This window comes from Aestuariispira insulae (genome assembly GCF_003385955.1).
GTDB lineage: Bacteria > Pseudomonadota > Alphaproteobacteria > UBA8366 > Aestuariispiraceae > Aestuariispira > Aestuariispira insulae.
Window position 1 is genome coordinate 127,394 of record NZ_QRDW01000010.1, and the last position, 13,091, is coordinate 140,484.

Sequence of the window (13,091 nt, forward strand, 5' to 3'; positions counted from 1 at the left end):
TTGGTATGTTTATTGGAAAAGAACCAGCGACAAGGCTGCTATCGCAGTTACCAAAGAGAACCCGGTCACCAATTTCACACCATTCCCCGCAGAATTCGGGCGTTTTCCCCATATTCCGCGATGGTCGTTGCCACCTCCGGCTTCGATGCGCTCCATTAACGCCAGCGCCCTATCCGCTTTTTCCAGCATCCCCGGCAGCCGCATGATCAAATTCTTGCCATCGATCGCCGCCTGGCGCAACTGCGCCTCGGGACCGCGGTTGGCAATCATCCAATCCTCAATCAGGGGCTGGGCCAACATCCACATATTGACTTTGGGATTTAGTTTCCGCCCGACCCCTTCGGCAACCACCATCGTCTTTTGCAGCAACAGGAGATCCGGCTGGGTCTCCATGTCGAAATCTTCCGTGGTCTGGAACAGATGGGCCAGAAGACGACCAAGGCTGATTTCATTCAATGGCTTGCCCAGCAGCGGTTCGCCAATGGCCCTGAGCGCCTGGGTGAAGGCGTCGCGTGATTTATGGGGCGGCACCACCCCCATGTCGAAATGCACATCCGACACTTTGCGATAGTCACGCTGCAGAAATCCGATCAGCATATCCGCCAGGAACAGCCTTGTAGGCCAGTCAACCCGACCCATGATGCCGAAATCCACCGGTGTCAGGATGCCGTTTTCATCCACGAACATATTGCCGGGATGGATATCAGCATGGAAAAACCCGTCCCGGAACACCTGCAGGAAGAAAATCCGGGCCGAATGCTCCAAAACTTTTTCCACATCATGCCCTGCGGCCCGCAAGCCTTCCAGATCATCAATACGAAGCCCGGTGACCCATTCGGTGCATAAAACCCGCTTGGCGGTACGGTCCCAATCCACCTCGGGCACCCGGAAGCCTTCATCCTCGGCACAGTTTTCCGCCAGCTCGCTCGCCGCAGCGGCTTCCAGGCGAAGGTCCATCTCCACCAGCACCCATTCATGGAAAGTCTGCACCACCTCGGAAAGACGCAGCCGCTTGAGTTTCGGGAAAAACCGCTCGCCCAGCCCGGCCAACCAGAAAAACAGCGCCACATCCTGGTCAAAGCGTTTCTCAACATCCGGCCGCAGGATCTTGACCGCAACCTGCCGGCCATCCGTGGTTTGCGCCTTATGGACCTGGGCGATCGAGGCCGCGGCCACCGGTTCCTTGGCAAACTCGGCAAAAAGCGCGTCCAGCGGTTCGCCCAGCTCACGCTCGACGGTGGCTTTTGCGGTTTCATATGCAAAAGGCGGCAGGCTGTCCTGCAATCGAGCCAGATCCTCGGCAACGCGCTCGCCCACCAAATCTGACCGGACGGAAAGGGCCTGGCCCAGTTTGATGAAGGTCGGCCCCAGATCGGTCAGCGCATTGGCCAGTTTTTCGCCCGACCGCCCCTGGCGCTTCCTACGCCATAGGATCTTCACGGGCATCAGGGCCAGTTTTGACGCCCCGGCCTGTTCAAGCGGCCATAGCGCATCCTGTCGAGCCAGCGTTCGGACAATGGCCAAGAGCCGGATGGTATTCTTCAACCCGTTCAGCATCGATTTCCGTCGCCGTCCCAAATATGTCCAAAAAGAGTGTCTTTAAATCCGCCAGCCGGAATGGATGGCGGCGATACCCCCGGACAGGTTCCGGTGGCTTACCATGTCAAAACCGGCGTCACGCATCATCGCTTCCAGCTTCTTTTGCGGCGGGAAACGGCGGATGCTTTCCACCAGATACACATAGGATTCTTTGTCACCCGCGACAATCGAGCCGATATGCGGCAGGAGGCGGAAAGAATATTCGTCATAGATTTTGTCAAAAACCGGCAGGACCACATGAGAAAATTCAAGGCAGAGGAAGCGCCCGCCGGGTTTCAACACCCGAAAAGCCTCTGCCAACGCCATCTGCGGTTCGGTGACGTTGCGCAACCCAAAGGCAATGGTATAGGCATCAACAGAATTGTCCGGCAATGGCAGGCGCTGCGCATCGCCAACGGACCAATCTACCCCGCCCAAGATATTCTGATCAATGGCCCGGTCACGCCCGACACGGACCATGCCTTCGGTCAGATCACAGACCGTCACATGGCCGCCGCCGGCCCGCAGGAACCGGAAGGCAATATCCCCGGTGCCGCCCGCCACATCCAAAAGACGCATGTCACTGCGCGGCTTGAGCATGTCGATCAGGGTGTTTTTCCAAAGCCGGTGGATGCCGCCGGACATCAGATCATTCATCAGATCATAATTGCCCGCGACCGATTCAAAGACTCCCTGGACCAGCCCCTGCTTTTCGTCAGATGCGACTTCCGTGAAACCGAAGGAAACGGTTTTATGGTCCGGTGAATCGTGATTATCTTGATGCGCGTTTGTCATGGCCGCGAACATAACTGAGCCCAAGCCCCTTGACCAGTCTTTAGAGATGCCGCGTCAAGCGGCCGCACGGGCCAACCAATCTCACTCCGTTTCAACCTTCTCTTATTAGATCTGACCATGCCCGAATTGCCCGAAGTCGAAACTGTCTGCCGCGGACTGGCCCCTTTCATGGAAGGCCGCAGGATCAACCATGTCGCCCAGAACCGGCCCGACCTGCGCTTTCCCTTTCCAGAAAATTTCACCCTCCACCTTCAGGGACGGCGGATCGAAGCGATCAGGCGGCGGGCGAAATACATGCTGGCCAGGCTGGATGATGACAGCCATCTGATGGTGCATCTGGGCATGTCTGGCCGCTTCACCATCCATCCGGCGCAGACGGCATCCGCCGGCCCCGGCATCGCCAGCAGCGCCCAGACCGGGCATAACAGCGGCTGGCAAAAGGCCGAGAAACATGACCATGTGGTCTTCACCATGGAAGACGGCACTGTGGTGGTTTACAATGACCCGCGTCGTTTCGGCTTCATGGACCTGATTGCGCCAGGTGGCCTGGGCAGCCATCCAAGCCTGGCCCCCCTTGGCCCGGAACCCTTGAGCGAGGATTTCAGCCCCGGGCATCTGAAAAAGATCTGGGCCGGGCGGAAGAGCAATGTGAAAACCGCTTTGCTGGACCAGAAAGTGGTGGCCGGTCTCGGCAATATATATGTCTGTGAAGCGCTTTGGCGCGCCGGCATTTCGCCCAAAAGGCTGGCTGGCGATATTTCGGGCAAAAAGCTGGGTGAATTGGTGCCCCATATCAAAGAGATCCTGACCCAGGCAATCGCGGCGGGCGGCTCATCCCTGAAAGATTATCGCCAAGCCGATGGCGAGCTTGGCTACTTTCAGCATAGTTTCGATGTTTACGACCGCGAGGGAAGCCCCTGCAGCAGGGAGGGGTGCGATGGCGTGATCCATCGGATTGTCCAGTCAAACCGGTCCAGTTTCTATTGCCCTCGCCATCAAAGATAGGCATGCTGCCCACCATGATGATGAACCCCCTTCTGATCACCCGCCTTTTAACCGCTCTTTTCCTTTTGGCCATCACTGCCGCCCCCCTTCGGGCGCAGGACGCTGCGGAAGGTTTTTTACCCGGTTTTGAGGATGTGCCTGTCCAAAGCGGGCTTATCGTTGATGAAGAAGGCACCGTGGTTTTTGACTCGCCATCGGGCCGGATCGTTGAAGTATATGCCACCGGCCCTTTGGCCCCGGAAAGCGTCCTTGAATTTTACGGCGCAACCCTACCCGAAATGGGGTGGCAACCGGTAACCCGGCAGCGCTTCCAGCGGGAAAACGAACAACTCTCAATCGATTTCTTTGATGATCAGAGCAATCTTTCGGTGCGCTTCACCCTTGCGCCGCTTTAAGAGGTGCGGTTAAATCCGCGGCCTGAGACCAATCATCTCATTCGAACACGCCATAGGGAGCAGGATTAGGCATGGCTTACGAACATATTCTGGTGGAAACCCATGATAACGTGGGCGTCATCACATTGAACCGGCCCAAAGCGCTGAATGCCCTGTGCACCGATCTGGTCCGGGAAGTGGGCTCCGCCCTTAATGACATGGAAGCCAACAACGAGATTGGCGCCATCGTGCTGACCGGCTCCGAAAAAGCTTTTGCCGCCGGCGCCGACATCAAGGAAATGGCCGACAAATCCTACATGGATGTCTATCTGGAAGATTTCATCACCAACGGCTGGGAAGTGATCACCACCTGCCGCAAGCCGATCATTGCAGCCGTTGCCGGATATGCGCTTGGTGGCGGTTGTGAATTCGCCATGATGTGCGACTTCATCCTGGCGGCGGATAATGCCAAATTCGGCCAGCCCGAAATCACAATCGGCACAATCCCGGGCGCGGGCGGCACCCAGCGCCTGCCGCGCTATGTCGGTAAATCCAAGGCGATGGAGATGGTGCTGACCGGTCGCATCATGGATGCGGAGGAAGCCGAGCGCGCCGGTTTGGTCAGCCGCATTGTGCCGTTGGAGGAATTGAAAGACGAAGCCATCAAGACGGCCGCCAAGATTGCAGATCTGTCAAGGCCGATCGTTTTCACGGCCAAGGAATCCGTCAACCGGGCCTATGAAACCACCCTGGCCGAAGGGCTTCGCTTTGAGCGCAGGACCTTCCATGCAACTTTTGCCACCGAGGACCAGAAGGAAGGCATGCAGGCCTTCGCAGAAAAACGGTCCCCAAAATTTAACCATCGCTGAACGGCCCGGCCTCAAGATTCTTGAAAAATGAGTCGCCGGCGGGGTTGACGCGGTCTTGAAAGGGCCGTATAAGCCCGCCTGCTCAGCTAAAACGCTAGAAACGGAATTGGAAACTATGGCTAACATTCAATCAGCCAAGAAACGTATTCGTCAGATTAAGACGCGCACCGCTCGCAACCGCGATCGCATCAGCCGTATCCGCACCTTCGTCCGCCAGGTCGAAACCGCGATCAACGCTGGTGACAAGGCCGCCGCTGAAACCGCATTCCGCGCTGCAATGCCGGAACTGCATCGTGGCGTGACCAAGGGTGTATTGGCAAAGAACACGGCTTCCCGCAAGATCAGCCGCCTGTCTGCTGCCGTTAAAGCGCTCTAATCTGACCTGATACCAGGCACAGATTTCCTCGCATCTGCGAGACACAAAAAGGCCGCATCCGCACGGATAGCGGCCTTTTTGCGTGCCTGCCGCGAGCTCTCACCAACAGATCAAACACTTACCCCCACGCCGCGCCGCATCATTGTTTCACAGCCGGAATAATGGCAGAAATGCAAGAATCCGCCTGTGGATAATTGTCAATGAATTTATTTGCCCGAATCGACATTTTGTCTTCTTGCGCGCAAACCGGCGGATGAGTAAAGTTGTCAATGCACGGGTACTGGGGAGTCCCAAGCAATAATATACATAAAAACTCACAGGTGTAGTGTGAGTATCTGAATCGGTACTTTGAGTAATCGGCAAGTTAAATTGAAATACTCTGCTCCGAATTACATCTCGTGTCGAAGAAGATTTGTTCTGGCAACGTGGCGTTTACTTGGGCGTTACGAAGGAAAGAAGTTTGTGTCTATCCTTTATTCGCCCAGTTGAGTTTGTTTTTCTATGTGCCGTGACGCAGGGGGTGCTGGCGCACCCTGATCACCCGGAAAGGCAATTCGCGATTGAACGGCTGACGGCGCATCCCCGTTTGGATGGGCATTCAGCCGGCGGGATAAATTTTTTCAACAGGCCGCCGCGCGGTATATCGCGCGGCCCCGGTGTCGAGGACATCCATCGGGGAACGGCATACCAAGGATATAGGGGCAATTAATGTCTGTGGTTGCGAATACAAGCGAGGACATGAGTGATAAAGTATCCGCCCAATGGGCACGTATCAGGGCAAGGTTAAGAGCAGAATACGGTGAAACCGCCTATAAGAGTTGGCTGAAACCGCTCACATTTGATTCCATTGACAATGGCATCGTGCGCCTCCGGGTACCGACCCGCTTTATGCGAAACTGGATTGAGTCGCAATATCGCGACCGGCTTGTGACGCTTTGGACCTCTGAGAACCCGGCCATTGAAGCGATCGAGATCGATCATGCCGGCGCCCGCCCGGCCACGCCCGAAATCACACCGGTCATGACGACACCGGAACCCGCCAACGGCAGCGAAGAGACCCTGAGCCTGGATTTTTCCGCCCCGCTGGACGAACGCTATTCCTTTGACCGCTTCATTGTCGGCAAACCGAACGAGCTGGCCTTTGCCGCCGCGCGGCGCGTCGCCGAAGCCCAGGCCGTTCCGTTTAACCCGCTCTTCCTTTATGGCGGCGTCGGCCTCGGCAAAACCCATCTGATGCACGCCATTGCCTGGCATATCAAACAAACCAGCCCTGAGAAGAAGATCATCTATCTCAGCGCCGAGAAATTCATGTATCAGTTCATCCGGGCCCTGCGATACAAAGACACCATGTCCTTCAAGGAACAGTTCCGCTCGGTCGACGTTCTGATGATCGACGATGTCCAGTTCATCGCCGGCAAGGACAGCACCCAGGAAGAATTTTTCCACACTTTCAACGCGCTGGTGGACCAGAACCGGCAGGTCGTGATCTCCGCCGATAAATCGCCCGCCGAAATTGACGGTATTGAAGACCGGATGAAATCCCGTCTCGGCTGGGGCCTTGTCGCGGAAATCCATTCCACGACCTATGAACTGCGCCTGGGCATCCTGCAGTCCAAGGCGGAACAAATGGGATGCGCCATCCCCAGCAAGGTGATGGAATTCCTGGCCCACAAAATCACGTCGAACATCCGCGAACTGGAAGGCGCTCTGAACCGGCTCATCGCCTATGCCAGCCTAGTGGGGCGTGATATCACTCTGGAAACCGCTCAGGAGGTCCTCCATGACCTGCTGCGTGCCAATGACCGCCGGATCACCATTGAAGAGATCCAGAAGCGGGTTGCGGAACATTACAATATCAAGCTGGCCGAAATGCACAGCGCGCGGCGCAGCCGGGCCATCGCCCGCCCGCGCCAGGTGGCCATGTATCTGGCCAAGCAGCTGACCACCCGGTCGCTGCCCGAGATCGGACGCAAATTCGGCGGCCGGGATCATACAACCGTCATGCATGCGGTGAAGAAGATTGACGAGCTGAAAGGCACCGATTCAAGCTTTGCTGAGGATGTGGAACTGCTGCGGCGCATGCTTGAGGGCTAAAGGCACCTCAGGCGTTTTTTTCAGTCCTCCGACCCGGATCAAGGTCGGGGGACTTTGTTTTTTCCCGCAAAAATACAGCCTTTAAACGGGTGATTCGGTCATTTCTGCCGCTTGGATGCATCCCATATACTACCTGCATGCAGACAGCTCTCTTCCCGAATGGGAAAACTACATTTGTCGTTGGATTTTTTTACAATATTTCCAATAGTTTAATCACCAAATATTGCCAGGGATCAACCCAAGCTTTTCCCGGAGGAAATTTGTTAATTTTTCCTTCGGTTTTCGGGCTGACATGTTATACTCCGCCCCCGTTCCCAGAGCCCGGAAAATCCAGCATGACCGGACCATGGAAACGGGGCGGAAAATGGTCTGTTTTCGCCCTCTTCGCACCAGTTTCAAAACGGTGTTTCCAGGGAAAATTCAGTTCCGCCATCCGCACAACAAGGCTCAGGCATTCCGGATCCGGGGTGCGCCATTTTGATTCCGGCCTTTCTTGCCGGAAATCGATGGAAGAGCCACAGGGGTTAACGAAAGAGAAATTTTAGATCATGAAGCTGACCATTGAACGCGCCGCCCTCCTGAAATCCCTCAATCACGTGCAGAGTGTGGTTGAGCGCCGCAATACCATTCCGATCCTTTCCAATGTGCTGCTGGAAGCTGCCGACGGCAAACTGAGCCTGACCGCCACCGACATGGATATCGCGGTTGTCGAGAAAGTCGACGCAGAGATCGAGACCGCCGGCGCCACCACCGCCCCGGCCCATACGCTTTATGACATCGTGCGCAAGCTGCCCGACGGTGCCCAGGTCAATCTGGACGCGACCGGCGAAGGCCAGCTGGTCCTGCAGGCGGGTCGATCCCGCTTCACCCTCCAGACCCTGGCCACCGATGATTTCCCGGTCATGACCGGTGGCGACATGCCCCATGAATTCACCCTGACCTCTTCCGAAGCCAAGCTGCTGATCGACCGCACCCGGTTTGCGATCTCCACCGAAGAGACCCGCTATTACCTGAACGGGATTTACATGCATGTGAATGCGGATGCGTCGCCTGCGGTCCTGCGCGCAGTCGCCACCGACGGCCATCGCCTGGCGCGGGTCGAGATCGCGGCCCCGGATGGCGCCTCCGGCATGCCGGGCGTCATCGTGCCGCGCAAAACCGTCCAGGAACTGCGCAAGCTGATCGACGAAACCGACAGCGAGATCCAGGTTGCCCTGTCCGAAACCAAGGTGCGTTACAGCTTTGGCAACATTATCCTGACCTCCAAACTGATCGACGGCACCTTCCCGGATTATGAACGTGTGATCCCGTCCAACAACGACAAGCTGATGCAAGCCGATGTCAAAAGTTTTGCCGAAGCCGTTGACCGTGTGTCCACCATCTCCACCGAAAAAGGCCGCCTGATCAAGATCAGCATTGCGCCGGGTTCCATGACTCTGTCTGCCTCCAGCCAGGACCACGGCACCGCGCGCGAGGAAGTCGCTATCGATTACAGTGCGGAAACCATCGAGATCGGCTTTAACTCCCGTTACCTTCTGGACATCGCCTCCCTGATCGAAAGCGGCAGCGCCGAATTTGTGATGGCGGACCCGTCTTCGCCCACGATCGTGCGCGACGCAGAAGACGCCAGCGCTCTTTACGTGCTGATGCCGATGCGGGTCTAAGGGGCGATGGCCCTGGCCGCGATGCAATCTGTTGACATGCAAGGGACCATGGCCCCGAAACTGGCCGTGCAGAAACTGACGCTTTCCAATTTCCGGAATTACGTCTCTGCGCGTCTGGATGTAGACCAGGGGCCGGTCCTGCTCACCGGGGAAAACGGTGCCGGCAAAACCAATTTGCTGGAAGCCGTATCCATGCTGGCCCCGGGACGCGGATTGCGCACGGCCAAGACCAGAGAGATGGACCGGGCCGGTGGGGACAGCCCCTGGGCGGTGTCTGCCACCGTCATGTCCACCATGGGTGAGGTTAGCCTGGGCAGTGGCCGCGAACCGGAGGGCGAACGCCGGCTGGTGCGGATCAACGGTGCCAATGCCCGGTCTCAGGCGGCATTGGGCGAATATGTTAATGTGGTCTGGCTGACCCCGCAGATGGATGGTCTGTTCCAGGAGGGTGCCTCGGCGCGTCGGCGCTTCCTGGACCGGCTGATCTACGGGTTTGATTCCGCCCATGCGGGCCGCCTGAATGCCTATGACAAGACGTTGCGGGAACGGTCCCGTCTATTAAAGGAAGGCCGGGCGGATGCTGCCTGGCTGGATGCCCTGGAAACCCAGATGGTCGAACGCGGCATTGCCATTGTGGCCGCCCGCAAGACCATGGCGGAACGTCTCAATCTGGTCTGCCGCAAGGCAGATGGCCCCTTTCCCGGCGCCGGTGTTGCAGTGACCGGGAGCCTGGAAGACTGGCTGGGCCGGATGCCGGCTTTGCAGACCGAAGACCGTTTTAAACAAGCCCTGCAGGAGAACCGCCGCCGGGATGCGGAAACCGGCGGTGCGGCCCACGGCCCCCACCGGTCGGACCTGGAGGTTACCCATCTGGGCAAGGGAATGCAGGCCTCGCTTTGCTCCACGGGCGAGCAGAAGGCCCTGCTGATTTCCATCGTCCTGGCCCATGCGAAACTGCAAGCAGCAGAATTGGGCACGGCCCCCATCCTGCTGCTGGACGAGGTGGCGGCCCATCTGGATGCGGACCGGCGGGCGGCCCTTTTCGAAATCCTGTTGGGATTGAACAGCCAATCCTGGCTGACCGGCACGGAACCGGGTGTATTTGAAGGTTTGCTGGACCGGGCGCAGCTGTTCCGGGTGGCAAATGCAACAATTGAACGTATCGATAACAATAATTAATCGGTTAGTGAGCGATAGATCATGAGTGATGAAAACGGCATTGAAAACAGCGCGGAATATGGCGCGGACTCCATCAAGGTCCTGAAAGGCCTGGAAGCTGTGCGCAAAAGGCCGGGCATGTATATCGGGGATACCGATGACGGCACCGGCCTGCATCACATGGTTTATGAGGTGGTGGATAACGCGATTGACGAGGCGCTTGCCGGCCATTGCGATCTTGTTACCGTGACCCTGAATGGCGACGGTTCCGTGACCGTGACCGATAACGGCCGCGGCATTCCGACCGACATGCATCATGAAGAAGGCGTGTCAGCCGCGGAAGTGATCATGACCCAGCTGCATGCCGGCGGGAAATTCGACCAGAACAGCTATAAGGTCTCCGGCGGCCTCCATGGTGTCGGTGTTTCTGTTGTGAATGCGCTTTCCGTGCTGTTGAAGCTCAAGATCAAACGCAATGGCCAGGTCCACGAGATGTCCTTCTCCCATGGCGATGCCAACGGCCCCCTGACCATCACCGGCGAATGCGGCGATGAAAGCGGCACGGAAGTCACCTTCCTGCCGTCCAAAGACACCTTCACCATGACGGAATTCAGCTTTTCCACTTTGGAACACCGCCTGCGCGAACTGGCATTCCTGAATAGCGGTGTCCATATCCTGCTGACCGATGCCCGCCACCCCGAACCGGTGGTGACCGACCTTCTCTATGAAGGCGGCATCCAGGCCTTTGTCGACTGGCTCGACAAATCCAAACAGGCGTTGCATCAACCGGTTATTGCCATGCATGGGGAAAAAGACGGCATCACCGTCGATATCGCCATGGAATGGACCGACAGCTATCACGAAAACACACTCTGCTTCACCAACAATATCCCGCAGCGTGACGGCGGCACCCATATCGCGGGTTTCCGCGCGGCGCTCACCCGTCAGATCAATAATTACGCTGCCAATTCGGGCCTGGCGAAAAAAGAAAAGGTGAGCCTGGGCGGTGATGACGCACGCGAAGGCCTGACCTGCGTCCTGTCCGTGAAGGTGCCGGATCCGAAATTTTCCAGCCAGACCAAGGATAAGCTGGTTTCATCGGAAGTGCGGCCCGTTGTGGAAAACATCGTCAATGAAAAGCTGGCGGAATGGTTCGAGGAACATCCCCAGGAAGCCCGCAAGGTGGTGCAGAAGGTGGTTGAAGCCGCCGCCGCCCGCGAAGCCGCCCGGAAAGCACGTGAGCTGACCCGGCGCAAGGGGGCTTTGGATATCTCCTCCCTGCCCGGCAAGCTGGCGGATTGCCAGGAACGTGATGCCACCAAGGCCGAAATGTTCCTGGTGGAGGGTGATTCCGCCGGCGGCTCCGCCAAACAGGGCCGCGACCGGAAATTCCAGGCGATTCTGCCGTTGCGTGGTAAGATTCTCAACGTGGAACGTGCGCGCTTTGACAAGATGCTTTCCTCTCAGGAGATCGGCACCATCATCACGGCGCTGGGCACCGGGATTGGGCGTGATGATTTCAACATCGAAAAAGCGCGCTATCACAAGATCATCATCATGACCGATGCGGACGTAGACGGTTCGCACATCCGGACCCTGCTGCTCACCTTCTTCTACCGTCAGATGCCCGAACTGATCGAGCGCGGCTATGTCTATATTGCCCAGCCGCCCCTTTATCAGGCCAAGCGCGGCAATGAAGTGGTCTATCTGAAAGACGATCCGGCCATGGAAAAATACCTGATCGGCAATGTGGTCGCCGCCGCCCGCTTCACCGGGGCCGACGGCGCCCAGCATACCGGCCAGGGTCTTCATGCCGTGGTCGAACAGGCACGCGACGCCGCCAAATTCCTGGAGCCATTGGCCCGCAAGACCGGCAATGCCCATGTGGTGGAACAGGCCGCCGTGGTCGGTGTTCTGGACCCCTCTCTCACTGACGACGAAACCGCCGCGCAGGCCGCTGCCGACAAACTGGCCGCCCGCCTGAACGAACTGGCCGATGAGCTAGAGCGCGGCTGGACCGGCGACCTGCTCGATGATGGCGGCCTGCTGCTGGAACGCACCTTGCGCGGTGTGACCCAGCGCTGTGAGATTGGCGCCGGGCTTCTGCACAGCGCGGAATCCATCAAATTGAAAGCCATGGCCGATGATCTCGGCGCCTATTTCGGCAACAGCCATTCGGTGCTGGAATATAAGGAAAAGGATTTTCACGTGAACGGGCCGGTCAGCCTAGTTTCCACCGTGATGGAACAGGGCCGCAAGGGCCTGGCCGTGCAGCGCTATAAAGGCCTTGGTGAGATGAACCCGGACCAGCTCTGGGAAACCACGCTGGATCCGGATGCCCGCACCCTGCTGCAGGTGAAGGTGGAACAATCAGACGAGGCGGAGACCATCTTCTCCACGCTGATGGGCGATGTGGTCGAACCCCGACGCGAATTTATCCAGGATAACGCCTTGAAAGTGGCCAACCTGGACGTTTGATCTGATTTTTGTTGTTAAATGACTCATAACTTGAGAAACTTGACTCATAAAATGCGAATTTTGTGACACATAAAATGAGAACCCCCGGCCAAATGGCCGGGGATAATCATCTTAAGAACCGCATTTATACAATTACGGGCGAACTCTTAGTTGCTGTGCGATGGTAATGTCCTGCAACTCAGCTTGCGTCAGACTTATTAGCGATTGACGCGCATCGTTATACACAGGTGCAACGCCTTCATTATCCCTGATGGTTAGTACTACGGTAAAAGGAATCCCATCTAATGGCATATCAAAATCACCCCTCTCCAAATACCCTACATGAAGTCTGAAGTTTGAAGAGTGGCCTTTACCGCGGAGGCGCGCACGCGACTTTTGGATCGGACTCCACTTCTTTCCGTTTTTCACCAAATCTATCTCATAAGAGTGGGCATCAGCATGCTCATCAAGCCCTTCCTGTTTGAGAATTCCATTCCAACGCCCGTTCTGTTGCTCCTGCTGTAGTGCAGCATCCAAGCAAACACGTACAGCCTCAGCGCCAAACCTAGGCTCAACAGGTGGCGAATAGGCAACCGTCAAAACCACTTCTCCACGGCAACTACCATTGACGTGAGCCCTTAAAACTCCTCCAAAAATGAGTAGAGTCCGTCCAATAAAAGGAGACGGACATGAAGCGCAGTCGATTTAGCGAAGAACAGAT

Annotated in this window: 11 protein-coding genes; 8 read left to right on the top strand and 3 right to left on the bottom strand. The window is 57.0% G+C overall.

From position 1 onward, the window contains the following. Positions 1-9 precede the first annotated feature (9 nt). Both ubiB and ubiE read right to left on the bottom strand, forming a co-directional pair. The gene (gene ubiB / locus DFP90_RS18720; protein ID WP_115938240.1) at positions 10-1,557 is read right to left on the bottom strand and encodes a 2-polyprenylphenol 6-hydroxylase; all 1,548 of its coding nucleotides are present in this window, start codon (positions 1,555-1,557) and stop codon (positions 10-12) included. Between the two features lie 42 nt (positions 1,558-1,599). Continuing rightward, entirely contained in the window at positions 1,600-2,373 is a 774-nt protein-coding gene (gene ubiE, locus DFP90_RS18725; protein WP_115938285.1) for a bifunctional demethylmenaquinone methyltransferase/2-methoxy-6-polyprenyl-1,4-benzoquinol methylase UbiE, read from the bottom strand. Between the two features lie 117 nt (positions 2,374-2,490). Between ubiE and mutM the strand changes: the two genes are divergently transcribed. The 8 genes from mutM to gyrB all read left to right on the top strand — a co-directional run bounded on the left by mutM (position 2,491) and on the right by gyrB (position 12,391). Beyond that, a complete protein-coding gene (gene mutM, locus DFP90_RS18730) occupies positions 2,491-3,378 on the top strand; it encodes a bifunctional DNA-formamidopyrimidine glycosylase/DNA-(apurinic or apyrimidinic site) lyase (RefSeq protein ID WP_115938242.1) in 888 nt (295 codons plus the stop codon). 14 nt (positions 3,379-3,392) lie between these two features. Next, entirely contained in the window at positions 3,393-3,773 is a 381-nt protein-coding gene (locus tag DFP90_RS18735) for a hypothetical protein (RefSeq protein WP_147301061.1), read from the top strand. A 71-nt stretch (positions 3,774-3,844) separates the two neighbouring features. Continuing rightward, a complete protein-coding gene (locus tag DFP90_RS18740; protein WP_115938246.1) occupies positions 3,845-4,621 on the top strand; it encodes an enoyl-CoA hydratase in 777 nt (258 codons plus the stop codon). Positions 4,622-4,736: 115 nt separating this feature from the next. Next, positions 4,737-4,997, top strand: a complete 261-nt coding sequence (gene rpsT, locus DFP90_RS18745; protein ID WP_115938248.1) for a 30S ribosomal protein S20 — start codon at positions 4,737-4,739, stop codon at positions 4,995-4,997. A gap of 738 nt (positions 4,998-5,735) precedes the next feature. After that, positions 5,736-7,091, top strand: a complete 1,356-nt coding sequence (gene dnaA, locus DFP90_RS18750) for a chromosomal replication initiator protein DnaA (protein ID WP_115938287.1) — start codon at positions 5,736-5,738, stop codon at positions 7,089-7,091. Positions 7,092-7,639: 548 nt separating this feature from the next. Next, positions 7,640-8,755 carry a DNA polymerase III subunit beta gene (gene dnaN, locus DFP90_RS18755; RefSeq protein WP_115938250.1) on the top strand — a complete coding sequence of 372 codons (1,116 nt, stop codon included), beginning with the start codon at positions 7,640-7,642 and terminating at the stop codon, positions 8,753-8,755. Positions 8,756-8,761: 6 nt separating this feature from the next. Beyond that, positions 8,762-9,934: a DNA replication/repair protein RecF gene (recF, locus tag DFP90_RS18760; RefSeq protein WP_245957119.1), complete on the top strand. Its 1,173-nt coding sequence runs from the start codon at positions 8,762-8,764 to the stop codon at positions 9,932-9,934. A gap of 21 nt (positions 9,935-9,955) precedes the next feature. After that, positions 9,956-12,391: a DNA topoisomerase (ATP-hydrolyzing) subunit B gene (gene gyrB, locus DFP90_RS18765; protein ID WP_115938252.1), complete on the top strand. Its 2,436-nt coding sequence runs from the start codon at positions 9,956-9,958 to the stop codon at positions 12,389-12,391. A 132-nt stretch (positions 12,392-12,523) separates the two neighbouring features. On the opposite strand, the gene DFP90_RS18770 is transcribed toward gyrB, so the two are convergent. After that, positions 12,524-12,970 carry a hypothetical protein gene (locus DFP90_RS18770; RefSeq protein WP_115938254.1) on the bottom strand — a complete coding sequence of 149 codons (447 nt, stop codon included), beginning with the start codon at positions 12,968-12,970 and terminating at the stop codon, positions 12,524-12,526. Positions 12,971-13,091 lie beyond the last annotated feature (121 nt).